This is a genomic window from Natronoarchaeum rubrum (assembly GCF_024494695.1).
In genome coordinates this window covers 533,341-559,475 of sequence record NZ_JANHDP010000002.1, presented here as the reverse complement: position 1 = coordinate 559,475, position 26,135 = coordinate 533,341, and the positions used below count along the sequence as shown (strand labels likewise).

The window sequence follows — 26,135 nt, the reverse complement described above, 5'->3', positions numbered from 1 at the left end:
GGTTACTCTTTGAGTGCGCCCGCGGTCAGTCCGCTCACGATCTTCTCCTGTGCGATGATGACCAGGATGACGACCGGCAACACGCCGACGACCGCCGCAGCGGCCATGAGGTTGAACTCAGTTGTGTACTGGGTCTGGTAGCTGAGGATCCCGCCGACCAGCGGCGACCACTCCTGTGGCTCGTTCTGGAGCGACATGATCGACGAGAAGAAGTACTCGTTGTACACCGAGATGAACGTCAGCACCGCCGCCGTCGCGACGCCGGGCGCCGACAGCGGGATAATCACCCTGAACAGCGCGCCGAGTCGGGTCGTCCCCTCGACGCGCGCAGCGTCCTCCAGCCCGTCGGGGATCTGGGCGTAGAACGTCGTGAGGATGAAGATCGACAGCGGCAGGAACAACGCGCTAAAGGGAAGCACCATCGCTCCCGGCGTGTTGACCAGCCGCGGCGGCGTGAACAGCTCGACGCCGAGGAACGGCACCTCGATCGCGTTGCCGACGAACGCGTCGAACAGCGGCAGCAGGAACGCCGCCGGCGGGAAGTACGAGATCATCAGGATCCCGAGCATCAACAGCCCTCGGCCGGGGAACTCCAGACGACCGAACACGTAGCCCGCGAGGCTGGCGATGACCAGAACGATGATCGTCGTCATCGTCGCGAGGATGAAACTGTTCAGCACGTAGAGGTGGAACGGTATCTGCTGGAACACCTCCTGGAACGCCGCCGGGTTGAACCCCTGTGGGCGCAGGAACGGCAGATCCCAGCCGCCGCTCAGGATTTCGTTATTCGGCGTCAACGCGAGCACCAGCAGCCAGTAGAACGGGAACAGCGTCGTCACGAGGAAGAATATCGTGATGGCGTAGAACAACACCCGGTAGAGTCGGTCGCGGGCGTCCTGGTCGGTAATGATGCGGTTGGTCCACCGCGAGAGCGGGCCGAGGTTCGATTTGGAGTCCGGATCGGTTGCCATCTAGATATCACCCGATTTGTACTGCTGGTAGATCACACCCATCACGGCGACCCCGATGATGGCGGCCGTGACGAACGCGAGCGCCGCCGACAGGCCGCGCTGGCTGTTGAACGTCTCGACGACCATACACGACAGCGACGGGACGACGGTACAGCTCGACACGGAGTCGATGAGCCCGTAGATGCGCATCGCCGAGATCGTCCGGAAGAGGATCGCGATCCCCAGCGTGGGGAGGATCAGCGGGAACGTGATCAGCTTGAACCGCTGCCACTTCGTGGCTCCCGCGACTTTCGCGACGTCGTAGAGACCTCGGTCGATGCTCTGGAGCCCCGCCAGGATCAACAGCGCCATGAACGCCGAGGTCTTCCAGATGTCGCCGACGGTGACGATCAACAGCGCACTGAACGTGTCGTTGAGCGTGTTGGTCTGCGCGACGATGCCCCACTCGGCCAGATACGACGTCAGGAAGCCGGTGTCGGGGTGGAACATCAGGAAGAAGATCATCCCCTGGATGACGATCGGGATCGCCCACGGGATGATGATCGCGGCGCGGACCCAGCCGCGGCCACGGAACTCCTGATCCAGCACCAGCGCCTGTCCGAAGCCGATCAGCGTCTCGAAGAAGACGCTGACGAGCGTGAAGATCAGCGTCACCGCGAGCGCGCTACGCAACAGTCCGTTCAGGTGGACGAACGGGAACGTACCGTTGACGTTCACGCCGGGGAGGAACGTCGTCGATCCCGGCAGCCACCGGTCCGATTTGCCGGTAAAGAGGTTGACGTAGTTCTCGATCCCGACGAACTCAGCCTCGCCGAGCCCGACGAGTCCCTGGTACAGCGACAGCTCGAACGTCCGCAAGAGCGGATACAGCGCGACGGTGCCCAGGAGGAGAAACACCGGCGTCAACAGGAGGTACGCGAACCCGGTTTCGCCGAGATTCTCGATCCGGCGCGTGAGCGCGACCAGCGGCCCCGAGCGCCGAGATTCCCGCGTCGTCGCGTCCGGCTGTGTTTCAGTTGCCATGTCCTACTGCTGTTCGGTGTTTTCGAGCGAGCTCTGGAGGTCGTTCATCGCCTGTTCGGGAGACTTGTCGCCCGCGACGGCGGCGTTTGCCTGCTCGGCGATCATCGTCGCCTGGGTGGGCCACACCGTGGTCGACGGGCGCGCCATCGCGTTCTCGCCGGCGACGCGGATCGTGTCCAGGTAGTTGCCGACGACGCCGGTCTCCGCGGCCCGTTCGGACTCGAACAGTTCGGGCTTGGGCGGCAGCCATCCCCACAGCTCGAAGAGGCCGAGGTAGACGTCGTCCTTCATGGTGGTGCGGATGACTTCCATGGCCTCTTCCTTGCGTTCGGAGTTGGGGTTGAGGACGATGTGCCAGCCGCCGAGCGCGGAGGTGGTGCCGCCGGTGCCGGGCTGGGCGGCCTCGTCTTCCGTGACGGCGTAGGGGATCGGCATCGTCCCGTAGTTCTCCTGACCGAGCGCGTCCTCGGCCGCGTTCCGCCCGATCGCGTAGGGCCAGTTCCGGTGCATGACCGAGTCCCCGTCGGCCATGGGCGAGCGGGAGGCCTCCTCGGTCCACTGGGTGACGTTCGACGGCATGATGCCGCTGGCGTAGCCGTCGAGGGCGTCGTCGTAGTCCTCGTCGACGAACGTGCGCATCATGCGCAGCGAATCGATCGTCTCCTGACCGTTGACGGTGACCGGGCGGTCGCCGACCGGCCCGAAGAGGTTCTCGCGGCCGCCGAAGTACGCGCCGCCCCACGAGGACATCACCTCGTTGAACGTACAGCACGACGTTCCGACGTAGATGTCCCACTGGGTCGTAAAGCCGTGTTTGACGCCGGCGGCTTCCTGGATCTCCGCGGTGAGCTGGGACCACTCCTGCCAGGTCATCGGTTCGGTCGCCCAGGTCTCGAAGTCCGACTCGCCGTAGCCGGCCTGCCGGGCGTACTCCTTGTTGTACTGCATCACCGGGAAGTCGGGGTACATCGGCATCCCGAAGAGGTCGCCCGATCCCGGGTCGCGGGCCGTCGCGGTGAAGCCCTCGAAGTAGTCGTCCTGGACCGTCTGGAGTTCGGAACTCTCCAGTTCCTCGCTGAGGTTGCTGATCAGTCCCTGCTGGATGAACACGTTCACCCAGCCGCTGTCCATCATGAAGATGTCGGGCTCGGCCTCGCCGGCCTCGAGGAGGCGCTGGTAGTTGTCACGCCGCGCGCCGGTGTCGGAGTCGCCCGGGCGGAGTTCGATATCCGCGTCGACGCCGTTGTCGGAGTACAGTTGCTTGACGTCTTCGCCGATTTCGTCGGCCGCGTTCGGGTCGAACCCCCAGACGACGGCATCGCTGTCGCCGCCGCCACCGTAGATACAGCCGGCCATGCTGACCGCCGCACCCGACGCGCCGGCCGCCTTGACGAAGTTTCGTCGCGACACTCGCGATCCATTGTCCGATTGTTTACCAGGCATCTACTACACAGTCCGTAGAGAGCTATATATAATTAATGGTGTAATACAACTGCTGTTGTAAATGGATAGTACAAAGAGGCGGAATCGGCCGTCCGGACGACGGCGGATCGAGGACACTACGACGCTACGGTGGAACTACACCGATAAAACGACTGAAAACAGGATGCACGTCACTGGCGCTGAACTCCGTCGAGCGGCGACCACCGCGCCACGCGATCTGTTGCTCATCGTTCCGTGCGAACACACATCGTAGTCCCGCATAAATGTTTGTTTAGAGTTAACACACCACGCGACATCGCCTCACGCAAGCTCCGGTGAACGCGGCAGCGCGCCCAGAATAGAGTTGGGCTCAGAAGGAAGTCCACTCGACGACTCGTCGGCAGAAAGTGATCACGCGGAGTCGCTCGCAGGACCCGACGCCCCTACGGATCGATGTCGGTGACGACGATGCGCAACGCTTCGATCTGTTCGAGCGTCGCCCCCCAGCCGCCGACCTCGATCGGGCCGTCGTCGGCCTCGACGACGATCGTCGCCTGTCCAGCGTACTGCGCGACCGAGACGTCGTCGTCGGTATGGAGGTTGCCGGTCGTGATGATGTCGTCGACGTCGCCCTCGAAGCTACGTTCCTCGCCGGTTCTCGTATCGATCCCTCGAACCGCGACGCGGACCGTCGCACCCGCCTCCAAGTGCGGCGTAATGTCGCGGATGCAGTAGCGGATGTCACTGAAGGTCCGCGGCAGGTCGTCCTGATCGGCCGCGTACAGCGGGTCCCAGACGTCCCACAGGCAACTGAGGAAGAACCAGTGGAACACGTAGGCGTGGGTTCGATCCTCGACGATAATGCCGTACTCGTTGATCGAACCGGCGTGGGGCGCGAAACAGACCTTCGATCGGTCGACGATGGCGAGGAACGGCGAGGGGATCTCCCTGTGGCGTGCCTCCGAACAGACCTTGGCCACGTCCTCGGGCGTAGGGAGTTCCTCTTGCCCCTCTCCGGCGGTGTGGATCGAGAGTTTGACGTTCACGTCGTTCCGGCGCGCGTCAGCCAGTGCGGGCCGGAGCGTCTCGTACTGGGAGGGCGAGACCGAGATCTGTACCTGATTGGAGGCCGAACGGATCGCCTCTGCCGTCTGCTCGAGGACGGTATCGAACCGCTTGACGATCCGAACGTCCGTGTCCTCTAGTTCGGGGCGCTCCCACCGCTTTTCGATGTCTTCGGCCGCTTCCGAAAGCTGCTCGGCGCGGGACCGAAGATCCTCCAACACCGACTCGACGTCGTGAGCGCGGGCGTGCAGCGATCCTTCCTCGTAGGTCTCGATGTATCCTCGGTCCTCCAAATCGCGCAGGACGTCGTAAATTCGTGGGTCCGGGACGCCGCAGGCGTCGACGATTTCGGTTGCGGGCGAGGCGCCCAGTTCGAGCACCGTCACGTAGGCGTCCGCTTGATACGGCGACAGCCCGGCGTTCTCGAGGATCGAAACGAGGTCGTCGTACTCCATGAGGTCAGTTGCTCGCGGGAGCTTCGCCGTCGGTGCCGATCGGCGGTCCATTGCGGTCTATCGACGGACCCGAACAGCGATGCGTCGGAGCACGTCCCGTCAGACGGTCGCACGATTGCATGGAACGTAGATATTCATCCCGTCGTGAAAAGATTCCGGCCTGCTGCGGACGCGAGCGTCAGGAAGGGAACGTGTAGGCGTCAGGAGGGGAAGGTGTAGAGTCGACGATCGCACGACGGGCAGGCGAGAATGCGATCATCCTCGTCGCGGGGGTTCGTCGTGCCACAGCAGCTCCGCGGCGTCGTCTCGACGACGTCAGCGTCACAGACCGGACAGCTCTCGAGGAAGCCGCGGAGGGGGCGGACTGCGCCAGCTCGGACCTCGGCCGACAGCTCGGGCGCCGTCGCTTCGAGAGCCCGCGCCGCCGCGGCTTCGGCGATCGCGATCGGCCGCGCAAGCGTGACGCCTCCGCCCGCTCCCTCGACGAGGACCAGCGAGCCGTCGCTCCCTTGCGCCCGCGCAGTCACTCCCACGGGCGTCGTCGACTCGATCGCTGCCGCTAACGCCTCGCCGTCGGCGTTCTGGAGCGCACGCTGCTCGTCGCTCCACGCGTCCCGGAACGAGGGGTCGACCGCGAGCGATTCCTCGTCGGCGTCGACGACGCCGGCGTCGAGTAGCGCCTCGAGCACGGCTTCGCCGTCCGGCACCGCCTCGTCGCCGGTGCCCGCGATGCTGCCCCGACCGACCGGCTCGCGGGACTTCGGAGACGGAATCGGAAGCCGGTCGAACAGCGCTGGCGCCACCTGCGGCGTGTACGGCACCAGATACCCCCGCAGCCAGATCCCGGCGGCGCCGGCGACGAGCACCGCGGCCGTAAGCGGCAGCCAGACGACACCGGCGACGGCGCTCAGAGCGACCAGCAGTACGGCGTTCGTGATCGTACAGGGCCAACAGCGGTTCCGCCCCGTATACTCGGGTCGCCGAACTCGCCCGAGCACGTTCATGGCTCACCCGCGACACTTCCGCTCCGTCCGCCCGCCGGTCCGTCACGGTCGAATATCATACTGAGGAGATGAACAGCGAACGGGTAAAAACGTTGGCGGCGTCGAATGGAACAGCCACCGACGAGCAGCGACGCTCTACGTGTCGAACGCCAGCTCGCGTCGAAACGGGACGGCGGGACTCGCCCGCCCGCGGGAACCCGCGTATTACGTCCGATGCCCGACCAGTCGACGAACGCGAGGATACACAGCTGGACGCGGCATCCCAGCAGACGCTGGCATCGAAAACGTGGATCGACGCGATATTAATAGCTTCGATATGATAGATAAAAATAATGTATCCGCGGCGTCGCCGCGGATCGAAACGGTGCCGGGCGGAGCCTCGGACGAAAGGTAATCGTTATACGGTACGCGTCCCACCTCCCGACTATGCAACGACGAGCAGCGGCCGTGTATACCGCTCTCTTTCTCGTCATCGCGGTCGGGGCGTTCGCGTTCGCGGGGGCGGCACAGGAACCCGTGATTACGGTCGACGACCCCGAGTACAATCTCTCGGAGGGCGAGGAGTTCGACATCAACGGCACCACCTACACCGTAGCCAGTCTCGGCATGACGGAAGCCAGCGGCGGCGGCCACGGTGGCGGTGGGGGCGCGCACCTCGAAGCCACCATCGAATGGAACGTGACCGAAGAGGGCGGCGAGGAGTGGGCGACCGGTCCGGACAACGCCGTCGAGTACAGCGGCAGCGAGTACGAGGTCGTCATAGAAAACGCCACGAACGTCTCGGAGTTCACGCTCCGCGAGACGCCGAGCGACAACGTCACCGTCTACACCGACGCCGACGGCAACCGCGTCGTGGAAGTCGAGCAGGGCGGCGATACGCGGATCGTGCCGATCGACGAGTACGAGGGTCTCGAACGGATCGAGTTCGCCGAGGGCGACTCGCTCCAGTACAACGATCAGAACGCCACGGTCGGAAACGTGTCCAACGGCACGGTGCAAGTCTCCTGGACCGAGCAGGTGACCCAGGACGTCGCGCTGGCAGAAGGTGATACGACCGATCAGATCGCCGATCAAACGTTCGTCGCGCACTTCACGAGCGACAGCGCGATGGTGCTCAGCACCAACCTCGATGCGTACTCCGAACAGGCCGACCAGCAGTCGTTCTTCCACGACCGGACCGACGGCCTGCTGATGATCTCGTTCCTCTCGGGCGCGACCGGGTTCATCCTGCTCGGGATGGCCTACCTGCCGCGCCGGGAGTAACGCGCCAACCGCTTTTCTCAACGCCGCTCGACGCCGCTGTTCGTTCGTTCGACTCGATTTACGCCCGGTCGCCGCCACTGCTCGTTCGACGCCACAACTCGATCGCACGACCCGCCGCTCGTCGTCGATGCAGCACTGTGAACGTGGGCGACATCGGACGCGGCGGCGAGAAAAGCAACTGGAGGGAGTTGAACCGGAGCCAGACGTGCTCGCTCACGCTGTTCGCTGCGCGCGACTGGCAGGGTTCAACTCCGCCGTGGCGTTTTTACTGCTCACTTCGTTCGCCGGGACGGCTTTGCCGCCCCGAGCCGTCGTTTACGGCGTTCGCGACGACGCAGGAAAACGGGCCGGGAGGGAGTTGAACTACGCGAACGCCTCGCTACCGCTCGGCGTTCTCTACTTCAACTCCACCGATGCCGCTTCGCTCGTCGCGTCCGCTCCTCGCAGAAGCGGGCCGGGAGGGAGTTGAACCGGAGGAAGACTCGCCTCGCTCGTCTTCCAGGGTTCAACGCTCTCCGGGTCCTCAATTTGTCGCTCACGTCCGTTCGAGACAAAAGTAGCGGGCCGGGAGGGAGTTGAACCCCCGACCGTCTGGTTAAAAGCCAGACGCTCTCCCTAACTGAGCTACCGGCCCTCTGTCACTCGTTTGGAGCAGCGACGGTTAAACGCTTTTGATGCCCCCCGATCAGTCGACGTCGAACTCGCGGGCCAGCGCCTCGGCCGCGAGGTCGTCCGGGTCGCTGCCGTCGAGCGCGGCGCGGCGCCGAAGCTCCCGATACACGTCCGGCGGGAGATCGAGCGCGATCCGGCCCAGCCGAACTTCGCGGTCGGCGAGCGCGCGCTCGGCGCTCGTGCCGTCGTTGACCTCGCTCGCGAGCGTCCGAACTTCGCGAACGGTCAGATCGTTGTCGAGGACGGCCCACGCGAGGTCGAACCGCGCCTCGCCGCTGACGCGGGCGACGTGCTTGGCGGCGGTCGGGGCGATGTGGCCCATCGCCACGTGGCGGCGGATCGACTGCGGGAGGTCGTGAACGCGGGCCCACTTGCGGATGAAGGCGACGCTGGCCTCGCCGCCGGCGCGCTCGGCGGCCGCCTTGTAGGACCCCTCGCCGCGGACCAGCGCCGCGCAGGCGGCGGCGCCGCGCAACATGTAGACGTTGTCGTCCGCACCGGCGGTGTTCTCGGCGAACGCGCGGACGGTCTCGGCGGCCTGTTCGAGGCTCTCGGAGTCGTCCGGATCGAACTGGACTGCCTCGTGGGCGTGCTGGCCGGTGACCGCCTCGTCGCCGCGGACGACCGGAGCGCCGACGGGTTCAGCCCGATCCGATGGGAGCTGCACCGCCTCGCCGGAGGCGTCGTCGCGGGGCTGTCCGGACGCGTTCGAGGAGTCCCTCGCGTCTCGGCTACCCGCCTCTCGCTGGTCCTCCGGCCGGTCTGCAGTCATCACTGCGAGCTAGTAGGGGCAGCGTAAAAAAGCCCCCTACTCGACGGGGGCAGGGTCCGCGTCGACCGCGTCAGTCGTCGTCGCGCTGCTCGGAGAGGTGCTCCCAGATCTCCGTGCAGCCGGCGCCTTCCTCGATATCCGCGAGATGGTCGTCCTCCGGCTCTTCTTCGTCAGTCTCGTGAGTAGCTGTTGCCTTTGTCATCGCTGAACCTCCGTCTCGTGTCCCTCGTAGAGCTCCGGCGCGACGTCCGCAGGCGCGTCGTGTCGCGACGCCGACTCTCCGCGGGAACGGTCTGTCATCACCCATCTCTATTATCGCGATTACCTTAAAAAAGAGCTTCACCAACAAACCCTACCCGGGCTCCCGCGTACCGGAAATCGTATCCGGTTTCTCGGTCGTCGGTTTCGGGACCGATTCCGCTCACGTCATCCATTTTTGCCAGAGATGTCGCGTCATACCATCGGTAATCCTTGTGACCGCCGAGGGGCTAAGGTAGCTGGATCCGTTGTACTTAAACAATGACTGTCGCCGTGCGGACGCTCGACGACGGAGCCTGGATCAGCATCAACGATTCGCGGGCTGTCTCGAACAGCGGCATCTGGCCGCTAACCCACTACGACTTCTGTGACTGCGAGGTCGCGTACGTCCTGCTGGAGTCGTTCTACGACGTGGGGATCGACCACCACGAGGTCGTCGTGGGAACGATCGGCCAGTGCATCGAGTGCGGTCATCAGGACTCGATCGACGACTTCCCGGTCGGGCGGATCGTCGACGGCGAGTTCTACGCCTACGAGGCGAGCGAGTTCCAGTCGCTGATCGAACCCGAGAACTGAGCGCACCGGTCGAGGCTGTCGGCGCCCGAATCCGGCGGCCGAGGTGCGTCAGAGCGCTCGATCGTTAGAGTGTGAGACCTCCGCACGCGGCATGCAAGCCCCTGCCAGGCAACGTTTTCCGGTAAGCGCGAGACGAGGGGAGAACTGACGCGAGACGGGAGCGTTTAAGCGGGGGACGTATAGAGAGGGTATACATGCCTACCGACGTCGAGGAATGGAAAGACGAGGTCTACGGAACGGACATCCGTGACCACATGGAGCGATTCGCGGAGGAGGGCTGGGACGCCATCCCGGACGACGAGCACGACGCCTGGTTCGAGCGGTTCAAGTGGTACGGTCTGTACCACCAGCGCGCCGGTCAGGAGAGCTACTTCATGATGCGGATCGGCCCGCCGGCCGGCATCCTCGAGCCCGGCCAGCTCCGCAAGATCGGCGAAATCGCCAAGAAGTACTCGACCGGCCCCGCCGAGAACCCCGTGTTCGGCAACGGCTGGGCGGACTTCACCACGCGACAGGCGATCCAGCTCCACTGGATCAACATCGAGGACGTGCCCGATATCTGGGACGAACTCGAAGAAGTCGGTCTCTCTACCCTGCAGGCCTGCGGCGACTCCTGGCGGAACATCGTCGGCTGTCCGGTCGCCGGCAAGGACAAGCACGAGCACGTCGACGCCATCGAGACGACCCACGAACTCCACGACACGTTCAAGGGCAACTCCGACTACGCGAACCTGCCCCGCAAGTGGAAGGTCAGCGTCACGGGCTGTTCGGAGGGCTGCGGTCAGGGCGACATCAACGATCTGGCCTTCGAGCCCGCGACCAAGGAGATCGACGGCGAAGAGGTCGAGGGGTACAATATTCGCGTCGGCGGCGGTCTCTCGCGCAACGAGCCCCGCCTGGCCCGCGACATCGACGTGTTCGTCACGCCCGAGCAGGCAACCGACGTCGCCGGCGGGATGTCCGGACTGTTCCGGGACTACGGCGACCGCGAGAACCGTTACAACGCCCGCATCAAGTTCCTCGTCGACGAGTGGGGGACCGAGAAGATGCGCGACGTGCTCCAGGAGGAGTACGTCGACTTCGAGCTCCACTCCGCGGGCGAGGACTACCGCGACGAGTACTCCTACAACGCCGGCGTTGACCACGGCCACGCCGACCACGTCGGCGTCCACGAGCAGGCGGACGGTAACTACTACGTCGGCCTGAACGTCCTCGTGGGACGGATGGGCGCCGACGAAGTGATCGAGCTCGCCGACATCGCCGACGAGTACGGCAGCGGCGAGGCTCGCGTCACCCAGCGCCAGAACGTCATCCTCACCGACGTGCCCGAGGAGAACCTCGACGCGCTGCTCGAGGAGCCGCTGCTGGAGGACTACGAGCCCGACCCGCACCCGTTCATGCGCGGCTCGATCGCCTGCACCGGCACCGAGTTCTGCTCGCTGTCGATCGTCGAGACGAAGAACCGCCAGGTGCGCTACGCCCGCTGGCTCAAGGACAACGTCGAGCTGCCCGACGATCTCGAGGACTTCCACGTCCACCTCTCGGGCTGCACGGCCTCCTGCGCCCAGCCCCAGATCGCCGACGTCTCGCTGCGTGGGATGAAGACGCGCAAGGACGGCGAGCCGGTCGAGGCGCTCGACATCGGCCTCGGCGGCGGCCTCGGCGAGAACCCCGAGTTCGCCTCCTGGGTCACCGAGCGCGTGCCCGCGGACGAGGTGCCCGGCGCGATCAAGAACCTCGTCGCGAACTACGCCGAACTACGCGAGGACGGCGAGACGTTCCGCGAGTTCGTCGTCGACCGCGACGACGAGGAGCTGGCCGAGCTGGTCGAGCCCGAGGAGACCAGCTACGACGACCCGTTCATGCATAACACCAAGCAGACCTGGTACCCCTACGCCGAAGAGGACGGTCTGGACGACAGCCCGGCGCCGGCGACGGCCGACGGCGAGCCGCTTCCGTCCGACGATTAATCGGTCGCGAGGGCCCGTCTGCGTCGAGCCGGATCCCTGACGCCACCGTTTCCGGTCGATCGTAACTCCCGTTTTCAGTTTCTGTCGCTCAGCGAGACCCCGATCTATAGACTCGCCACCGACTGTCGCGAGGGCTAAGTGCGCCCGGCACCACGCTCCGGACATGACGGACCGGCTGATGAAGGTCAACGCCTACACGACGTTCGACCTGATCGACGCGACCGTGACCGGACAGGACTTCGAGGACGACTCGCTGGCGGTGCTGAACGCCACCTCGCCGCGCAAGAACCCCGACGAGGTGAAGCTCCAGCTCGAACTCGACAACATGACCGAAGAATACCTGCCGGCTCACATGGAGGAGGTCCACTTGACGCCCGAGCAGGCCCGGACGCTGGCGGCCGATCTGGAGAAGCACGCCGACAAGGTCGAGTCGGCGCAGTCGGAGTAGTCCGGATTCGCCGGGAGCTACTCCCCCGGACTGTCGGCGAGGCCGTCGTCGGCGCGCTCCCGGAGCTGATCGCGCTGTCGCTTCTCGGTGATGTGGCGCTCACCGTCGGCCAGTTCCTCCCGCACGGCGGCCTCGTAGTCGGTGAGATCAGCGTAGAAGCCGTCGCGGAACGACTCGACGATCTCGTAGGTCCACTTATCCTCAATCGCGCCGGCGGGCAGATGCTCGTGGCGGAGTTCGTCCGCCAGCTCCTCGTGGCCGGCGCCGCGAAGCAGTTCCTCGGCGTCGGACATCCGGTCCATCGCGTGGCCGACCTGGTGGTGACACTCCAGCAAGTCGCCGTAGGCTCGCTGGAGGTACTCGGCGGCCAGCTGAAACTCGTGAAGCGCGTCGCGTTCGTCGTCGGTGAGATCCTCGCGCGACATACGGATAGTACGACGGCAGCGGACAAAACAGTTGCAGGCGCCGCGGTCGCAGCGGCGTCTCGATGCCGCTACTCGGTCAGTCGCGCGAACTCGTCGTCGGTCAGCTCGATTTCGGCGGCGGCGACGTTCTGCTCCAGGTGGTCGATCGACGCCGTGCCTGGGATCGGCAGCAGGTTCGGCGAGCGTTCGAGCAGCCAGGCCAGCGCGATCTGGCGCCGGGTCGCGTCGTGAGCTTCGGCGGCGGCGTCGAGCGCGTCGGCCTTCGCCCCGAGGTCGCCCGAGTTCATCGGCGACCACGGCATGAAGCCGATGCCGTACTCCTCGCAGGCGTCCAGCACGCGCTCGTGGTCTCGCTCGACGACGCTGTACTGGTTCTGGACGGTCGCGATCTCGCAGACGTCCCGCGCGCGGTCGAGTTGCTCGACGCCGACGTTGCTCAGGCCGACGTGGCGGATCACGCCCTCGTCCTGCAGTTCGGCGAGCGCTGTCACCGAGTCTTCGATCGGGACCTCGGGATCGACGCGGTGGAGCTGGTAGAGGTCGATCTCGTCGACGCCGAGCCGGTCCCGGCTGCAGTAGGCGGCGTGCTGGAGGTGGCCGGGGTGGCCGTGGCGGTCCCACTCGAACTCCTCGTCGACCGTGCGGATCAGGCCGCCCTTCGTCGCGACGACGACGTCCTCGCGAGCCACGGCGGCGCCCGCCAGCGCCTCGCCGACCAGCCGCTCGCTGACGGCCGGGCCGTAGGAGTCGGCGGTGTCGACGAAGTCGACGCCCAGCTCGATCGCGTGGCGAACCACGTCGCGGGCCGACTCCTCGTCTGCCGGCGGGCCCGTGATGTGCTCGCCGGTCAGGTGCATCGCGCCGTAGCCCAGCCGATGGACCGTCAGCTCGCCGCCGATGTCGAAGGTACCGCTGTCCTCGATGGTCATGGGCGTCCGAACGGGAGTCGGCGTCTAAATCGTGGCGATACGCCGCCAAGACCGGGGAACCGGGGAGAGCAACGCGCTCGGACGGTCGACGAACTTGTCGGTTGTGATACGACGAAAGACCCCTGGATTTTCCTGTCGCAACGACGAAGGGAGGGTCGAGATGGAACCGCTCTGGATCATACTGCGGATCATCGCCGGGTTGGGCCTGATCCTGGCGAACGCGTTCTTCGTCGCGATCGAGTTCGCGCTCACGCGGGCGCGCCAGTACCCCGAATCGGAGTTCGCCGAGGCGGGGCTCCAGCGCGCCTGGGACATGACCGACGATCTGGAGATCTACCTGACGAGCTGTCAGGTCGGCATCACGGCCTCCAGCATCGCGGTCGGGATCGTCGCCGAGCCGGCGCTGGCCGCGATCTTCGAGCCGCTGTTCGCGAACACGGCGCTGGCGTCGATCGGCGCCGGCGCCGTCATCGCGTTCCTGATCATCAACCTCGTCCACCTCACCCACGGCGAGCAGACGCCGACGTACCTCGGCGTCGAGCGCTCGAAGACCGTCTGCCGGTACGGCGCTGGCCCGCTGTACTGGTTCACGTGGCTCATCTCGCCGATCATCAGCGTCGGCGACACGGTCGCGAAGTGGACGCTCGGGCTGATGGGCGTCGAGATGACCGGCGCGTGGCTCGAAGCCGAGGAGGACGTCGTCGAGTCGCGGGCGGAGTTGCACTACCGCCTCAACGACGTGCTCGAACAGGGGGAGCTCTCGGAAGAGCGGCAGGCCGAGGTGATGCGCGCGCTGGCGATCGGCGAGACGCCGGTCCGGGACGTGATGGTTTCCCGCGAGGATATCGTCGCGCTCTCGACGGACATCGACGCCGCGGAGAACGTCCGCCGGGTCACCGAGTCGCCACACACCCGGTTCCCGCTGATCGGCGAGGACCTCTCGGAGTTCAAGGGGATCGTCTACGTCCCCGAACTCACTCGCGAGTGGGAGCGGTTCGGCGAGGGCAACGTCGACCTCGAAGCGATCGCGCACGACGCGATGACCGTCGACGCCGAGGAGTCGGTCAGCGGCGCCGTCGACCGGTTCCAGGAGGCCGGCCAGGAACTCGCGCTCGTTCGCGAGGACGAGGAGGTCGTCGGCCTCGTGACGACGACCGACGCCGTCGAGGAAGTGATGGGCGAGCTACGGGACCCGATGGACGAGGCGAACGACTCAGCCCAGGTTGAGCCAGACGAGAAGCAGCTCTGAGCCCGAGAGTGCGAGGAGAGTGAGCGCGGCGACGCCGTAGGCCAGCGCTCCCGCGGCGCGATCCTCGACGAACCGAGCCACCGTCGCGCAGACGAGCAATGTGGCGGCCGAGAACGCCGGGAGTAGCAAGCTCCCGACGAACGAGTCGACGGTGCGGTCCGCGACGAGGCCGCCGTCGGCGCCGAGCGTCCAGCGGATCGTCATCGGATCGGACAGCGTCGCGGCCGCCCAGACGCCGACCGCGACGGTCAGGACGGTCAGCGCGACGGCGGTGCTCTGGAGCGGGCGGTACAGCCGAGCGAGGCGGTCGAGGAACGGTTCTGCGGCGTCGTCGTTCGAGGTGGCGGTCGCGGGCATCACGATCGGAGAAACGGTCCGGAACGACGTAGTACCGCCAGCGCAGCTTCAGCTCGTGCAGTCGTCGGTACCGATTTATGTGATTCGGGCGTCGACTCCCCTACAGTGAGTGAGGACTGCGAGATCGAAGCCGTCGCGGCGATGCTGGAGGACGCGACGGCCCGGACGATCCTCACCCAGACGAGCCTGGAACCCATGTCAGCGAACACGTTGAGCGAACGCTGCGACGCCTCGAAGCCGACGGTGTACCGACGCCTGGAGGACCTTCGGGAGCTCGACCTGCTGGTCGAGCAGACCGAGCCCGACCCGGAGGGCGGCCACCACCGGACGGTGTACTCGACGAACATGGACCGGATCACCGTCGAGCTTCGCGACGGCGAGTTGCACCTCAGCGTCGACCGCCGGGAGGACATCGCCGACCGGTTCACTCAGCTCATCGAGGGGATCTAACCGTGGAGCTGATCGTCCTGCAGCTGACCGAGACGTTCCGGCCGCCGGACTGGGTCGTCGCGTTCGGCCAGCTCAGTGGCCTCGTCGGCGCCGTCATCGGGCTGTTCATCGCGTACCAGGCCTATCGCGGGTACAAGCGCAACGACTCGCGGCCGATGCTGTTCATCGCCCTCGGGTTCTTTCTGACCCTCGGCATCCCGCTCGCGCTGTTCCCGTTGCAGCTACTGCTCGGGACGAACGGTCGGACCGTCGCCTTCGTCGTCCAGCAGAGCAGCCAGCTCGTCGGCCTGCTGACGATACTCTACGCGCTTCGGATGGAGCCCTGACGAGCCGATCGGCCAGCGCACCGCGGCGGGTCAGTCGTCGTCCTGCGTCGTGATATCGGCCGAGAGGCCCTGGGCCATCTCGATGTCCTTCGAGTTGTTGAGCGTGAACGCCGTCCGTTCGGTCACGGCCTCGATCACTTCGCGGGCGCTGGGGTAGCCGTTGCCGGAACTCTTGACGCCGCCGAACGGCAGGTGGACCTCCGCGCCGATGCAGGGGAGGTTCGCGTACGCCAGCCCGATCTCGGCGTCGTCGCGGAACTGGTGGATCTTGCGGTAGTCCTCGCTGATGACGGCGCCGGCCAGCCCGTAGTCGGTGTCGTTGTGGATCTCGATCGCCCGGTCCATATCGCCCGAATACTCGATCAGCGCGACGTGCGGGCCGAAACACTCCTCCTGGAGGGAGCGCAGGTCGGAGTCGTACTCCGTCTCGTAGACGAACGGGCCGACCCAGTAGCCGTCCTCGTGGCCGTCGGGAATCTCGTCGGCGTCGAGGTCGGCGCGATCGACGAGCACGTTCGCACCCTCCTTCCGGGCGAGCTCGTTGTGCTTGTGGATCTTCTCGACGTGCTCGGCCTCGATCGCCGGTCCCATGAACGTGCCTTCCTCCAGCGGGTCGCCGACGGTCACTTTCTCCGCGACCTCGACGAAGCGCTCCTTGAACTCGTCGTAGACGTCCTCGTGGATTATCAGACGCTCGCTGGAGACGCAGCGCTGGCCGGTCGTCTTGAAGCTCGACATCACGGCGCTGTGGACCGCGATGTCCAGATCGGCGTCCTCGGCGATCACGATGCCGTTCTTGCCGCCCATCTCGCAGGCCGCGAGCTTGCCGGGCTCGCCGCCGACCTTGCTGGCGATTTCGAGGCCGACCTCCGCGGAGCCCGTAAAGAGGACCGTGTCGACGCGTTCGTCTTCGGTGATCGCCGCGCCGGCGTCGCCGAAGCCCTGGACCATGTTGAACACGCCGTCGGGAATGCCGGCGTCCTCGAACATCTCGGCGATGATCTGGCCGCACCACGGCGTCTGCTCGGCGGGCTTCCAGACTACCGTGTTGCCCTCGACCAGCGCGACGGCCATGTGCCAGAACGGGATCGCGACCGGGAAGTTCCACGGCGTCACGCAGCCGACGACGCCCCGCGGTTTCCGGCGCATGTAGGCGTCCTTGCTGGCGATCTCGCTGGGCACCACGTCGCCGTGGGGGTGGCGGGCGTTGCCCGCCGCCCACTCGACCATGTGGTAGGCCTCGATCACGTCGGCTCGCCCCTCGCTGATCTCCTTGCCGCACTCCTTCGTGACTACTCGTCCGAGCTCGTCGGTGCGATCGCGAAGCTCGTGGTAGATGTCCCACAGGTACTCCGCGCGGTCGATGTAGGAGAGCTCGCGCCACTCGTCTTCGGCGTCTTCGGCGGCCGCCAGCGCGCGGTCGACGTCGTCCTCGGTGCCGCGGCGGAACGACGCCAGCGTCTCGCCTGTCGCCGGATTCTCGCTGTCGAACGTCTCCTCGCCCGCGCCGTCGCTCCACTCGCCGCCGATGTAGTGTCGGTGCAGATCCGCGTCGGCTGTCTGGCTCATAGGTGATCCATCGGCCGCCGATGTGATAGTAATTCACCCCACCCATGGTCGGGATCGACGCACCAGCGGGACACGGCGCCGTCGACGCACCGGCGAACGTGGCGCCGTCGACGCACCGGCGAACGTGGCGCCGTCGACGCACCGGCGAACGTGGCGCCGTCGACACACCGGCGAACGCGGCGCCGTCGAACCCGGGCGTGCGCAATCTGGGGGCGCCGAAGCGCGGAGCGCACTGTTTTAACGAATCGTAGACAAACGGCACCTATGGACAGAGACCAGCTGCTGGAACTCGTTCCCCACTACGTCGCTCTGGTGGTACTGTTGCTGCTGGCGCTCACCGCCGTGCGGGTGCTCGTCGGCGACGTCGGGCTCTGGGTAGAGCTACTGATCGCCTTCGTCATCGCCGTCGGGTATCGACCGCTCGTGGCGCGGCTGGGCTACGCGCCCAGCGCGTGGGAGCGCTAGTCGACCCTCTGGCGCACTGGTCGTCCTACGCCGACAGCCGCTCGTACTCCTCGTCGGTCAGGTCGATCCCCGAGGCGGCGACGTTCTCCTCCAGATGCTCGATCGAGGAGGTGCCGGGGATCGGCAGCATGACGTCGGAGTGTTCGAGCAGCCACGCCAGCCCGATCTGGTAGCGCGTGGCGTCGTGGGCGTCGGCGATCTCCTCGAGAACCTCCTCCTTGTCGCCGAGGTCGCCGGCGCCGAGCGGGAACCACGGGATGAAGCCGATCCCGTGCTCCTCGCAGGCTTCGAGGACGGCCTCGTCCTCGCGATTACCGAGGTTGTACTCGTTTTGCACCGTGACGATATCGGTGATCTCGCGCGCTTCGTCCAGTTGCTCGGCGGTGACGTTGCTCACGCCGACGTGGCGGATCTGCCCCTCGTCCTGCAGCTCGGCGATCGCCGTGACGGAGTCCTCGAACGGCGTGTCCGGGTCGGGGCGGTGGAACTGGTAGAGGTCGATCTCGTCGACGCCGAGCCGGTCGAGACTGGACAGCGCGGCGTCCCGCAAGTAATCGGGATCGCCGTTCGGGAGCCAGTCGCCGCCCTTGTTCCGGAGGAGACCACCTTTCGTGGCCACGAGCACCTCGTCGCGGTACTCCGGATCCGAGAGCAGCGCCTCGCGGAGCAGCCGCTCGCTGACGCCGGGACCGTAGGAGTCGGCCGTGTCGATGAAGTCGACGCCGATATCGACCGCCCGGCGGAGCACCTCGCGGGCGTTCTCGGGGTCGTCCGGTTCGCCGATGATCCCCTCGCCCGTGATGCGCATTGCGCCGTACCCCAGTCGGTGGATCTCATCTTCGCCGCCGAGCTCGAAGACATCGCTCTCGTTTGTGACCATACTCGCACTGTGGATGCTCGCCCGGTTAGGGCTGAGGGTAGCGGCGGCGTCGACCGGGGGCGAACACCGGCGGTGCGGCGTCACGACGCCGCGGCGGAGGCGGCATCCTGCCACGGCGGCCGGAGCGGCATCCTGACGCCGCGGCGGAGATGGCGTCACGGCGCCGCGTTGCCTCCGGCAAGTCCGTTCGAAGCCGCGGGGTCTTTGGGACGCGCAGGCTTGCACGGTTGTAATGAGCGCAGACGAGTCCAGCGCGTTCGAGCGCTACCGCGAGCACGTCGACCGGCCGCTGGTCCGGCTGTTCCGGGAGTACGGCGTCCCGCGCTGGCGCTGGATGGTACTGGGCGTGGTCGCGAACGTGTTCGCGCAGGTAGCCTCGCTCGTTCCGCCGATCGTCCTCGGCGCCGCGATCGACTCGCTGTTCCGCGGCGATCAGGCCTACGACCTCATCTTCGTCCCGCAGGCGGTGATCCCGGCGGGCGCCGAGGCGCAGTTCTGGTTCTCGGTGACGCTGATCAGCGGCTCCTTTCTGGTGACCGCGGCGTTCACGTGGCTCTACGGCGTCGTCGGCAACGAGTTCGCCCACGGCGTGATGTACGCCGTCCGGTCGGACAGCTTCGAGAAGCTGCTCCGGCTCGACATGGCCTTTTTCGACGACAAGCAGACCGGCGAGGTGATGGCGATCCTCGACAACGACGCCGCGAACCTCGAACGCTTCCTCGACGACGCGCTGATGAACTCGCTGCGGCTGGTCGTGATGGTCGCCGGGATCGCCGCCGTGCTGTTCAAGCTCCACGCCCAGCTGGCGCTGGTGACGCTCGTCGCCGTGCCGGTGATGGTCGGGTTCACGTGGTGGTTCATGCGCGCGATCGCGCCGCGGTACCGCCGACGCCAGGAGTCGGTCGCCGACTTCAACACGCGCATCGAGAACGGCATCAGCGGGGTCGAACTCGCCAAGACCACCGCCAGCGAATCCCACGAGGTCGACCGCGTCGACGACGCCGCCCACGACCTCTACCGGAGGGTGATGTCGGTGCTGCGGCTGAGCTACTTCTACCGACCCGGGATGGAGCTGCTGGCGGGCGTCGCCTTCACCGCGACCTTTCTGGTCGGCGGCTACTCGCTGATGACCGGCGCCACGCCGCTGTTTCTGACCGAACCCGTCGAGATCGGCACGTTCGTCACGTTCGTGTTCATGACCCAGCGGATCGTCGCGCCGCTGGCGGAGGTCTCGAACATCGTCGACCAGACCCAGAACGCCAAAGCCTCCGCCGAGCGCGTGTTCGGGCTCTCGGACATCCCGGTCCACCTCCACGATCCCGAGGACGCCGTCGAGCTGACCGACCCCGACGGCCGCGTCGAGTACGACGGCGTGACCTTCGGGTACGACTCGGCGCTGACGGCCGACGGCGAGGCGGAGACGGTGATCGACGGCGTCTCGATCGACGCCGAGCCCGGCGAGACGGTCGCGCTCGTCGGCCCGACCGGCGCGGGCAAGTCGACGCTCGTCAAGCTGCTCATGCGCCTGTACGACGTGACCGACGGCGCGGTCCGCGTCGACGACAGGGACGTCCGCGAGTACGAACTGGCGAGCCTGCGCCGACAGGTCGGCTACGTCAGTCAGGACACGTTCCTGTTCGACGGCACGATCGCCGAGAACATTCGGTACGGGCGGTTCGACGCCGATCACGAGGCCGTGGTCGAGGCGGCGACGGCCGCGGAGGCTCACGAGTTCATCGCCGAACTTCCGGACGGGTACGACACCGAGGTGGGCGAGCGCGGCGTCAAGCTTTCCGGCGGTCAGCGCCAGCGCATCGCGCTCGCCCGGGTGTTCCTGCAGGACCCCGCCGTGCTCGTGCTCGACGAGGCGACCAGCGCGGTCGACACCGAGACCGAGCGGCGCATCCAGCGCGCGCTCGATCGGCTGGCGACCGATCGGACGACGTTCACCGTGGCCCACCGGCTCTCGACGGTGACCGGCGCGGATACGATCGTCGTGCTGGAGGACGGCGCGGTGGTCGAACGCGGGAGCCACGACGAGCTGCTGGCCGAGGACGGCCACTACGCCCGGCTCTGGCGCGCGCAGGTCGGCGACGTGGGGACGGTGGAAGCCGACGGCGGGGACGACGCAATCTGATCGCGCTTTGCTCGTCGTTCGTATCAGCTACTACAGAATCGGGTCGAACGCGGCCGGGAGGCGGCGCCGACTACGGTGACGGAAACTTCTAGGAGCGCGGGGGAACGTAGAGGTTCACGGTCTCGAACGGCTCGTCGCCGTCGTTCGTGATCTCGTGGCCCTCACCCGCCTCGATACAGACCAGATCGCCCGCGTCGACTCGGTGGTCCTCGCCCTCGACGGTGACCAGCGCCGACCCCGAGGCGGCGAACAGCCACTGGTCGCTGTCGGGATGGCGGTTGTCGGGCCCGCCGACGGTCCGGTCGGGGGCGACGGTCATCTCGGCGGCCTGGGCGTCGTCGGTCTCCAAGACGACCTCGAAGTACTCCTCGAAGTCGAGCGAAGCGCGTTGCACGGCGCGAGCTACGTGGTCGGACGCCGAATCCGTTTCGGCTCGGCTGCCGGCAGCGGCTACGAGCCAGCGCGTCGGCCGCTCACGTCACCAAGAAGTAAGGCTCTTCTTCGATGCGGGGCGCGAGGGCGTGACGGAGATCGCGCGCGCGGAACGCGAACAGTGTCAGCCCGTTCAAGTCGTAGTGATCGAGGACGCCGCGTCGCTCCAGATACTGCCGGATCTTCGCGCGATTCCACGTCATCGCGAGTTCGTATTCGTGAGAGCGCTGTGTCACGGGCTCGTGGTCGGCCTCGTCGTAGTAAATGTACCCCTCGTACTCGGCGGTCGTCACGTACGGCACGTTCAGCAGGACTTCGAGGTAGTGGATCTGCGCCGCCCGAATCCAGTCGGTACCGATGTCGAGAAAGAGCACGTTATCGCGATCCAGCGCGCCGAAACAGCCCTCGGGCGACCAGGTATCGTGGTGGTCGCAGTCGTCGAAGCGGTACTCCCCGCGGACCTGAATCGAGTTCGTGGCGTCGTCCGTCCGGTAGTCGCTGTCCTCCATGAACAGCGACGAGAACGTCCCGTACTTGGGAACCGAGTACTCCTTGTGATAGACGCGAACGTCGGGATGCCGGAAAGAGGGCGTAAAGCCCTGGACGAGAACGCTCTCGAAGTGCTCGTCGAGCTTGGCCAGCAGGAACTCGTAGGGATCGCAGCCGAACGCCGTCTCGACGTCGCTGAGGCCGACGTGGACGAACACCGTCGCGTGGTCGTCGTATCGATCGAGTACGGCGTCGAGTCGCGACTCGGCGACGGCGCCGACATCGGACTCTCGGAGTTGGCGGCGAGCGGTCATCACCGCCCGGTTCCCGACGACTCGGGCGCCCCGATAGGCCCGCGTCGCCGTCCGAGCCGCGTCGGTGATACTACGGCGTCTCACCGCCGGCCGACGTTCGAACATGCGATGCCGTACTGGACGCCCCTCCTTTGTCATTGTGCGCTTATACGCCCGTTTGGAGCGCTAATCAGGGACTTCTCGACTAACGGGGTCGAAAATAGACCGGGGCTGATAGAACTCGCGCGGGCGCCGTCGGTCGGTGACGGAGGGGCGTTCGAGGTCGCGATTAACGATGAGCTGACAGTTCCCGCACGTCGCCGAGCGCCGGCGCACTCGCGTCGAAGCCCGCCGCACGGAGCTCCTCGGCGAAGGCCTCACAGCGGTCGCCGTGGTTCACGAGGATCTCGGCGTCGCGGTAGTCGTTGAGCACGTCCAGAATCCCGCTCCGATCGGCGTGGGCCGAGAAGTCGTACTGCTCGACGCGCGCGCTGACCGGGAGCACGCGCCCGTCGAACTCGGCGCTGCCCGTCTCCAGGAGCTCCCGCCCCGGCGTCCCCTGGACCTGATAGCCGGTCATCGTGACCTTGTTCGTCGGATTGGCCCGGATCGCCGGGACGTACGTCATCGCGGGGCCGCCCGAGAGCATCCCGCTCGTCGTGACGATCGCGGTCTGCTGGTCGGCGATGCGCTTGCGCTGGCCGTCGCGACCCGTGACGAACCGGGCGTGAGATGTCGCTCGCTGCAGGGCGTCGGCGTCCCGGACGAACTCGGGATGCCGGCGGAGCATCTCGGTGACGTCCGTGCCCATCCCGTCGACGTAACAGGGAATGTCGTAGGCGTCGCAGATCAGCAGCATCTCCTGTGTTCGCCCGATGGCAAAGGCCGGAACGACGACCGTCCCGCCCTCCCACAGCGTCGTCTCGACGCTCTCGACGAACCGCTCCTCGACGACCGCCCGATCCTCGTGGGTGACGTCGGAGTACGTGCTCTCGCAGAGCACGACGTCGGCGTCCGGCCGCGCGGTCGTGCCCGACACCAGCCGCTGATCGCCGGTGTGAAAATCGGCCGTGTAGAACAGTCGTGTCTCCCCGTCGTCGACGAGCACGTGCGCGCTCCCCGGGATGTGCCCGGCGTCGAACAGCGTCACCTCGTGGCCCGCGGCCTCGAACGTTTCGCGGTAGCCGTGAGTCTCTGACACCTGCGTCACTCGCCGGACGTCGTTCTCGGTGAACGGACACTGAAGGGTCCTGCCGTGCAGTTTCAGCGTGTCCCGCGCGAGCGTCAGCGCGAGTTCGCGCGTCGGCGGCGTCCAGTGGATCGGCGGCCGGGAACTGCCGGAGAGCAGCGACGGGATGGCGCCGACGTGATCGAGGTGGCCGTGCGAGGCGACGACGGCGTCGGGCTCGACGTCGCCGACGGGGTACTGCGGCGGGGTGTCCGTCAGGACGCCGTAGTCCAGCAACAGCGAGTCGTTGACGAGGATCGCGCTGCGCCCGACTTCGCGGGCGCCGCCCAGAAACCGGAGTTCCATTACCGAAGCAAAGCGATCTGAGCGGCTTGCGTTCGTCGGTTCGAGCGGCCGAGGAACTTTGCACTCGGAGCGATAGCGACGACCCGTGCAGGAGGACCACGCCGATCCGGACCGCGCCGGACAGCTCCACCACGTCGAACTGTACGCGTCGGATCTCGCCGCGTCGGTCGACTTCTGGGGATGGCTGCTGGGCGAACTCGGGTACGAACCGAAACGCGAGTGGGACGGCGGCCGGTCGTGGCAGAACGGCCCGACGTACGTCGTCCTCGCGTCGACCGAAAGGACCGACCGGCCGTTCGACCGGCGGGAGCCGGGACTGAATCACGTCGCCTTCCACGCCGGCTCCCGCGAACGGGTCGACCGGATCACCGCGGGCGTCCGCGAGCGCGACGACGCCGCGGTGCTCTACGAGGACCAGCACCCCTTCGCCGGCGGCTACTACGCGCTCTACTGCGAGGATCCCGAAGGCCTCAAGGTCGAGGTCGTCGGGCCGGAGTGACGAACCGAGCGGCAGCGAACCGGTAGTGCGAGGGGCGATACGACGAACGGCGTTTCAATACGCTTTTGAGTCACGGCCCGCTCCCTTGGCGTATGGCAAGCTTTCAGGTCGTCGTCGCTGACCCCGAGACGGGCGCGACGTACCAGCGCGACGTAGACGGACAGGACGCCAACCGGTTCATCGGCCGATCGATCGGCGAGGACGTCGACGGCGGCGCCGTCGGTCTCGACGGCTACACGGTCGAACTCACCGGCGGCTCGGACGACGCCGGACGCCCGATGCGCGGGGACGTCGACGGCCCCGACCTCCGCGAAGTGCTGCTGACCGGCGGCGTCGGCTACGAGCCGTCCCGCGACGGCGAGCGCAAGCGCGTCACCGTCCGCGGCGCCGAGGTCAGCGAGGCCGTCGCCCAGATCAACGCCAAGATTTCCGAGCGCGGCTCCACCGACGTCGAGGAGCTGCTCGGCGAAGGCGACGAGGACGAGGAGTAACTCCCCGACTTTTTCGTCGGTCGACGCCCGACAGCCGCGGCGCCGTGTTCCGGAACGAACCGGCTCGTAGAGACTCTTTACTGCCGTTCAGACGATGTCTACTGTTTTCCACGCTGCGCATACTAATTACGGAAGTCGATGATTACGAGAAAAAGTGGGGGGAGCACGGTGTCGATCCGCCGCGGCGAGCGGCGTCGTCCGCCGGATCGCGATCGTCGTCGGGGTCGTCCTGCTAGCGACGGCGACGGTCGGTGCGGTCGCAGATCCGGCCTCGGCGGCGGACGAAAACGCCAGTACAGAGGCCGGCGCGTCGGCCGCGGACGCCGCCGCCACGAGTTCCGACCCGCGCGTCGTCGACGCCGCAGTCCACGAACTCGACGACGACCGGGCGGTGCTGGTCGTCGTCGTCAGGACGGACGGGGGAACCGAAACCGTCGTGACCGAACTCGACCGGGAGCGCGGCGACGCGGACCGCGACGGCGTCGAACCCGTACCGTCGGTCGCCGAGCATCCCGACGCGCTCGACATCGCAAACCTGTCCGGTGACGGCATCGACCTCGGGAGGGCGCCGGGCGACGGCGACGATCCGTCGAACGAGGCGCTCGATCCGAACGCGGTGGACGACCTCGCGAACGTCGACGGGGCCCCGGAGGTGACGGGGAACGGATCGCCGGTGGACGCTGACGCGCCGGAAGCGGTCGACGGCAACCCGATCGACGGGGCGATCGTCGACGTTCCGGACGCGCTCGAGTCGCCGCCCGAACGCCTGACGAGGGCGTTCTCGCGAGAGCCAGCGTTCGGCGGCAACTGGCTGCTTCCCGGCGCGCTCGCGGCGCTGGGCGGGGCGATGGCGACGCTCGGCGTAGGCGCGCTGGCAATCTGGCGACGTACGATTTAAGCGCCGCGGGCCCGGAGCGGGAGACGATGGCAGACCGCGTCGCCTCCGACCACGACTCGATCACGACCGTCCGCGCCACGCTGGCCCGACGCGGCTCGACGAACCGCCCGGCGATCGAACTGCCCGACTCCTCGGGGGCCGACGCGTTCCCCGCGGGCGAAGTCGTCCGCCTCGTGGTCGACGGCGCCGAGCGCCACGCGAAGATCGAGGAGTACGCCGGCGATCGCTCTATCCCGGGCGCCTACGACGCGCCGTCGATCGCGCGCAACCCGGGCTCGGCGTCGAACCGGCTCGTCGACTGGACCGACGACGCCGGGCTCGAACTCGGCCAGTCGGTGCTCGTCGACGTGATCGAGGCGGGGTTCAAGTACGGCGTCCGCGAGCCCGGCGAGCGCGTCTTCTACGACGCCACCGAGGCGCCCGACGACAGTTTGGCGTCGATCGCCGATGAGCTTTGCTCATCGAGCCCTCGCTCGCAAGCTCGCGAGGACGCGAAGCAGTTGGAGGACAACTGAGGTCGACTACAGCATGGAACGCTGGCTCCGGATCCTATCGAGGATCGATTACTACCACTATCCGGTGATCGGTGCGGCCGGGCTGGCGTACACGGTGGCGTTCCACGAGCCGGGCGTTCACCGGATCGGCGTCGGGGCAGTGCAGTTCGACGCGTTTTACGCTACCGTCGTCGCGTTCGCGGCCCTGCTACTGCTTTCGCTCGCCGATTCGTACGACCCCGACGACTACCGGGTCGACCCGCCGGACTCCGACGAGTGAATCGCCGAAAGACCGACGGGAATGCAGCGGCCAATCACC

At 66.7% G+C, this 26,135-nt stretch carries 29 protein-coding genes and 1 tRNA gene; 14 read left to right on the top strand and 16 right to left on the bottom strand.

Annotated features, from left to right (window positions below; all coding sequences use genetic code 11):
• Positions 1-2: 2 nt before the first annotated feature.
• The 5 genes from NO931_RS06970 to NO931_RS06950 all read right to left on the bottom strand — a co-directional run bounded on the left by NO931_RS06970 (position 3) and on the right by NO931_RS06950 (position 5,940).
• Complete coding sequence (locus NO931_RS06970; protein ID WP_256391912.1) at positions 3-971, bottom strand: carbohydrate ABC transporter permease; 969 nt, start codon at positions 969-971, stop codon at positions 3-5.
• On the bottom strand, positions 972-1,994 hold the full coding sequence (locus NO931_RS06965) for a carbohydrate ABC transporter permease (RefSeq protein WP_256391911.1): 1,023 nt from the start codon (positions 1,992-1,994) through the stop codon (positions 972-974). It lies immediately after the preceding gene.
• A gap of 3 nt (positions 1,995-1,997) precedes the next feature.
• Positions 1,998-3,437, bottom strand: coding sequence for an extracellular solute-binding protein (locus NO931_RS06960; protein WP_256391910.1), 1,440 nt, complete (start codon positions 3,435-3,437; stop codon positions 1,998-2,000).
• A gap of 422 nt (positions 3,438-3,859) precedes the next feature.
• Positions 3,860-4,987, bottom strand: coding sequence for a TrmB family transcriptional regulator (locus NO931_RS06955; RefSeq protein ID WP_310737314.1), 1,128 nt, complete (start codon positions 4,985-4,987; stop codon positions 3,860-3,862).
• Positions 4,988-5,136: 149 nt separating this feature from the next.
• Positions 5,137-5,940 (bottom strand): DUF8054 domain-containing protein, encoded by an 804-nt coding sequence (locus NO931_RS06950; RefSeq protein ID WP_256391909.1) that lies wholly within the window; start codon positions 5,938-5,940, stop codon positions 5,137-5,139.
• A gap of 426 nt (positions 5,941-6,366) precedes the next feature.
• Here NO931_RS06950 and NO931_RS06945 point away from each other — a divergent pair, with 426 nt between their 5' ends.
• On the top strand, positions 6,367-7,203 hold the full coding sequence (locus tag NO931_RS06945) for a DUF8231 family protein (protein WP_256391908.1): 837 nt from the start codon (positions 6,367-6,369) through the stop codon (positions 7,201-7,203).
• 560 nt (positions 7,204-7,763) lie between these two features.
• Here the strand turns inward: NO931_RS06945 and NO931_RS06940 are convergent.
• From NO931_RS06940 to NO931_RS06930, 3 genes are all read right to left on the bottom strand, one after another.
• Positions 7,764-7,837 (bottom strand) — tRNA-Lys (locus tag NO931_RS06940).
• Between the two features lie 51 nt (positions 7,838-7,888).
• Positions 7,889-8,647: a DUF7119 family protein gene (locus NO931_RS06935; RefSeq protein ID WP_256391907.1), complete on the bottom strand. Its 759-nt coding sequence runs from the start codon at positions 8,645-8,647 to the stop codon at positions 7,889-7,891.
• Between the two features lie 70 nt (positions 8,648-8,717).
• Entirely contained in the window at positions 8,718-8,849 is a 132-nt protein-coding gene (locus NO931_RS06930; RefSeq protein WP_256391906.1) for a DUF8595 family protein, read from the bottom strand.
• 317 nt (positions 8,850-9,166) lie between these two features.
• Here NO931_RS06930 and NO931_RS06925 point away from each other — a divergent pair, with 317 nt between their 5' ends.
• The 3 genes from NO931_RS06925 to NO931_RS06915 all read left to right on the top strand — a co-directional run bounded on the left by NO931_RS06925 (position 9,167) and on the right by NO931_RS06915 (position 11,899).
• Positions 9,167-9,481 carry a DUF8134 family protein gene (locus tag NO931_RS06925; RefSeq protein WP_256391905.1) on the top strand — a complete coding sequence of 105 codons (315 nt, stop codon included), beginning with the start codon at positions 9,167-9,169 and terminating at the stop codon, positions 9,479-9,481.
• 194 nt (positions 9,482-9,675) lie between these two features.
• On the top strand, positions 9,676-11,451 hold the full coding sequence (locus NO931_RS06920) for a nitrite/sulfite reductase (protein WP_256391904.1): 1,776 nt from the start codon (positions 9,676-9,678) through the stop codon (positions 11,449-11,451).
• 163 nt (positions 11,452-11,614) lie between these two features.
• The gene (locus tag NO931_RS06915; RefSeq protein ID WP_256391903.1) at positions 11,615-11,899 is read left to right on the top strand and encodes a DUF6360 family protein; all 285 of its coding nucleotides are present in this window, start codon (positions 11,615-11,617) and stop codon (positions 11,897-11,899) included.
• Positions 11,900-11,916: 17 nt separating this feature from the next.
• On the opposite strand, the gene NO931_RS06910 is transcribed toward NO931_RS06915, so the two are convergent.
• Positions 11,917-12,324, bottom strand: a complete 408-nt coding sequence (locus NO931_RS06910; protein WP_256391902.1) for a hypothetical protein — start codon at positions 12,322-12,324, stop codon at positions 11,917-11,919.
• 68 nt (positions 12,325-12,392) lie between these two features.
• A complete protein-coding gene (locus NO931_RS06905) occupies positions 12,393-13,253 on the bottom strand; it encodes an aldo/keto reductase (protein ID WP_256391901.1) in 861 nt (286 codons plus the stop codon).
• Positions 13,254-13,413: 160 nt separating this feature from the next.
• Between NO931_RS06905 and NO931_RS06900 the strand changes: the two genes are divergently transcribed.
• A complete protein-coding gene (locus NO931_RS06900) occupies positions 13,414-14,502 on the top strand; it encodes a CNNM domain-containing protein (protein ID WP_256391900.1) in 1,089 nt (362 codons plus the stop codon).
• Here the strand turns inward: NO931_RS06900 and NO931_RS06895 are convergent.
• Complete coding sequence (locus NO931_RS06895; protein WP_256391899.1) at positions 14,467-14,859, bottom strand: hypothetical protein; 393 nt, start codon at positions 14,857-14,859, stop codon at positions 14,467-14,469. The genes NO931_RS06900 and NO931_RS06895 overlap by 36 nt on opposite strands.
• A gap of 105 nt (positions 14,860-14,964) precedes the next feature.
• Here NO931_RS06895 and NO931_RS06890 point away from each other — a divergent pair, with 105 nt between their 5' ends.
• Together NO931_RS06890 and NO931_RS06885 are read left to right on the top strand one after the other, a co-directional pair.
• Positions 14,965-15,309 carry a helix-turn-helix domain-containing protein gene (locus tag NO931_RS06890; protein WP_256391898.1) on the top strand — a complete coding sequence of 115 codons (345 nt, stop codon included), beginning with the start codon at positions 14,965-14,967 and terminating at the stop codon, positions 15,307-15,309.
• A 2-nt stretch (positions 15,310-15,311) separates the two neighbouring features.
• Positions 15,312-15,635, top strand: coding sequence for a DUF7521 family protein (locus tag NO931_RS06885; protein WP_256391897.1), 324 nt, complete (start codon positions 15,312-15,314; stop codon positions 15,633-15,635).
• 30 nt (positions 15,636-15,665) lie between these two features.
• On the opposite strand, the gene NO931_RS06880 is transcribed toward NO931_RS06885, so the two are convergent.
• Positions 15,666-17,204, bottom strand: a complete 1,539-nt coding sequence (locus NO931_RS06880; protein WP_256391896.1) for an aldehyde dehydrogenase family protein — start codon at positions 17,202-17,204, stop codon at positions 15,666-15,668.
• A 264-nt stretch (positions 17,205-17,468) separates the two neighbouring features.
• Here NO931_RS06880 and NO931_RS06875 point away from each other — a divergent pair, with 264 nt between their 5' ends.
• The gene (locus NO931_RS06875; RefSeq protein ID WP_256391895.1) at positions 17,469-17,669 is read left to right on the top strand and encodes a hypothetical protein; all 201 of its coding nucleotides are present in this window, start codon (positions 17,469-17,471) and stop codon (positions 17,667-17,669) included.
• Positions 17,670-17,694: 25 nt separating this feature from the next.
• On the opposite strand, the gene NO931_RS06870 is transcribed toward NO931_RS06875, so the two are convergent.
• Positions 17,695-18,549: an aldo/keto reductase gene (locus NO931_RS06870; RefSeq protein ID WP_256391894.1), complete on the bottom strand. Its 855-nt coding sequence runs from the start codon at positions 18,547-18,549 to the stop codon at positions 17,695-17,697.
• A gap of 232 nt (positions 18,550-18,781) precedes the next feature.
• On the opposite strand from NO931_RS06870, the gene NO931_RS06865 reads away from it, so the two are divergent.
• Positions 18,782-20,686: an ABC transporter ATP-binding protein gene (locus tag NO931_RS06865; RefSeq protein ID WP_256391893.1), complete on the top strand. Its 1,905-nt coding sequence runs from the start codon at positions 18,782-18,784 to the stop codon at positions 20,684-20,686.
• A gap of 88 nt (positions 20,687-20,774) precedes the next feature.
• Here the strand turns inward: NO931_RS06865 and NO931_RS06860 are convergent, their stop codons facing one another.
• From NO931_RS06860 to NO931_RS06850, 3 genes are all read right to left on the bottom strand, one after another.
• Positions 20,775-21,080, bottom strand: coding sequence for a cupin domain-containing protein (locus tag NO931_RS06860; protein WP_256391892.1), 306 nt, complete (start codon positions 21,078-21,080; stop codon positions 20,775-20,777).
• A gap of 79 nt (positions 21,081-21,159) precedes the next feature.
• Positions 21,160-22,005 carry an AAC(3) family N-acetyltransferase gene (locus NO931_RS06855; RefSeq protein ID WP_256391891.1) on the bottom strand — a complete coding sequence of 282 codons (846 nt, stop codon included), beginning with the start codon at positions 22,003-22,005 and terminating at the stop codon, positions 21,160-21,162.
• A 184-nt stretch (positions 22,006-22,189) separates the two neighbouring features.
• On the bottom strand, positions 22,190-23,434 hold the full coding sequence (locus NO931_RS06850; RefSeq protein WP_256391890.1) for an MBL fold metallo-hydrolase: 1,245 nt from the start codon (positions 23,432-23,434) through the stop codon (positions 22,190-22,192).
• A gap of 85 nt (positions 23,435-23,519) precedes the next feature.
• Here NO931_RS06850 and NO931_RS06845 point away from each other — a divergent pair, with 85 nt between their 5' ends.
• The 5 genes from NO931_RS06845 (at position 23,520) to NO931_RS06825 (ending at position 26,096) form a co-directional block, all read left to right on the top strand.
• Positions 23,520-23,933: a VOC family protein gene (locus NO931_RS06845; RefSeq protein ID WP_256391889.1), complete on the top strand. Its 414-nt coding sequence runs from the start codon at positions 23,520-23,522 to the stop codon at positions 23,931-23,933.
• Positions 23,934-24,025: 92 nt separating this feature from the next.
• Entirely contained in the window at positions 24,026-24,424 is a 399-nt protein-coding gene (locus NO931_RS06840) for a 30S ribosomal protein S6e (RefSeq protein WP_256391888.1), read from the top strand.
• A 154-nt stretch (positions 24,425-24,578) separates the two neighbouring features.
• Positions 24,579-25,322: a hypothetical protein gene (locus NO931_RS06835; protein ID WP_256391887.1), complete on the top strand. Its 744-nt coding sequence runs from the start codon at positions 24,579-24,581 to the stop codon at positions 25,320-25,322.
• 26 nt (positions 25,323-25,348) lie between these two features.
• A complete protein-coding gene (locus NO931_RS06830; RefSeq protein WP_256391886.1) occupies positions 25,349-25,837 on the top strand; it encodes a DUF7112 family protein in 489 nt (162 codons plus the stop codon).
• Positions 25,838-25,850: 13 nt separating this feature from the next.
• The gene (locus NO931_RS06825) at positions 25,851-26,096 is read left to right on the top strand and encodes a hypothetical protein (RefSeq protein WP_256391885.1); all 246 of its coding nucleotides are present in this window, start codon (positions 25,851-25,853) and stop codon (positions 26,094-26,096) included.
• Positions 26,097-26,135 lie beyond the last annotated feature (39 nt).

Bases quoted from the DNA above. Each gene is read 5' to 3' on its own strand.
- NO931_RS06970 (WP_256391912.1), bottom strand. From the start codon at position 971: ATGGCAACCGATCCGGACTCCAAATCGAACCTCGGCCCGCTCTCGCGG.
- NO931_RS06965 (WP_256391911.1), bottom strand. From the start codon at position 1,994: ATGGCAACTGAAACACAGCCGGACGCGACGACGCGGGAATCTCGGCGC.
- NO931_RS06960 (WP_256391910.1), bottom strand. From the start codon at position 3,437: ATGCCTGGTAAACAATCGGACAATGGATCGCGAGTGTCGCGACGAAAC.
- NO931_RS06955 (WP_310737314.1), bottom strand. From the start codon at position 4,987: ATGGACCGCCGATCGGCACCGACGGCGAAGCTCCCGCGAGCAACTGAC.
- NO931_RS06950 (WP_256391909.1), bottom strand. From the start codon at position 5,940: ATGAACGTGCTCGGGCGAGTTCGGCGACCCGAGTATACGGGGCGGAAC.
- NO931_RS06945 (WP_256391908.1), top strand. From the start codon at position 6,367: ATGCAACGACGAGCAGCGGCCGTGTATACCGCTCTCTTTCTCGTCATC.
- NO931_RS06935 (WP_256391907.1), bottom strand. From the start codon at position 8,647: ATGACTGCAGACCGGCCGGAGGACCAGCGAGAGGCGGGTAGCCGAGAC.
- NO931_RS06930 (WP_256391906.1), bottom strand. From the start codon at position 8,849: ATGACAAAGGCAACAGCTACTCACGAGACTGACGAAGAAGAGCCGGAG.
- NO931_RS06925 (WP_256391905.1), top strand. From the start codon at position 9,167: ATGACTGTCGCCGTGCGGACGCTCGACGACGGAGCCTGGATCAGCATC.
- NO931_RS06920 (WP_256391904.1), top strand. From the start codon at position 9,676: ATGCCTACCGACGTCGAGGAATGGAAAGACGAGGTCTACGGAACGGAC.
- NO931_RS06915 (WP_256391903.1), top strand. From the start codon at position 11,615: ATGACGGACCGGCTGATGAAGGTCAACGCCTACACGACGTTCGACCTG.
- NO931_RS06910 (WP_256391902.1), bottom strand. From the start codon at position 12,324: ATGTCGCGCGAGGATCTCACCGACGACGAACGCGACGCGCTTCACGAG.
- NO931_RS06905 (WP_256391901.1), bottom strand. From the start codon at position 13,253: ATGACCATCGAGGACAGCGGTACCTTCGACATCGGCGGCGAGCTGACG.
- NO931_RS06900 (WP_256391900.1), top strand. From the start codon at position 13,414: ATGGAACCGCTCTGGATCATACTGCGGATCATCGCCGGGTTGGGCCTG.
- NO931_RS06895 (WP_256391899.1), bottom strand. From the start codon at position 14,859: ATGCCCGCGACCGCCACCTCGAACGACGACGCCGCAGAACCGTTCCTC.
- NO931_RS06880 (WP_256391896.1), bottom strand. From the start codon at position 17,204: ATGAGCCAGACAGCCGACGCGGATCTGCACCGACACTACATCGGCGGC.
- NO931_RS06875 (WP_256391895.1), top strand. From the start codon at position 17,469: ATGGACAGAGACCAGCTGCTGGAACTCGTTCCCCACTACGTCGCTCTG.
- NO931_RS06870 (WP_256391894.1), bottom strand. From the start codon at position 18,549: ATGGTCACAAACGAGAGCGATGTCTTCGAGCTCGGCGGCGAAGATGAG.
- NO931_RS06865 (WP_256391893.1), top strand. From the start codon at position 18,782: ATGAGCGCAGACGAGTCCAGCGCGTTCGAGCGCTACCGCGAGCACGTC.
- NO931_RS06850 (WP_256391890.1), bottom strand. From the start codon at position 23,434: ATGGAACTCCGGTTTCTGGGCGGCGCCCGCGAAGTCGGGCGCAGCGCG.
- NO931_RS06840 (WP_256391888.1), top strand. From the start codon at position 24,026: ATGGCAAGCTTTCAGGTCGTCGTCGCTGACCCCGAGACGGGCGCGACG.
- NO931_RS06830 (WP_256391886.1), top strand. From the start codon at position 25,349: ATGGCAGACCGCGTCGCCTCCGACCACGACTCGATCACGACCGTCCGC.
- NO931_RS06825 (WP_256391885.1), top strand. From the start codon at position 25,851: ATGGAACGCTGGCTCCGGATCCTATCGAGGATCGATTACTACCACTAT.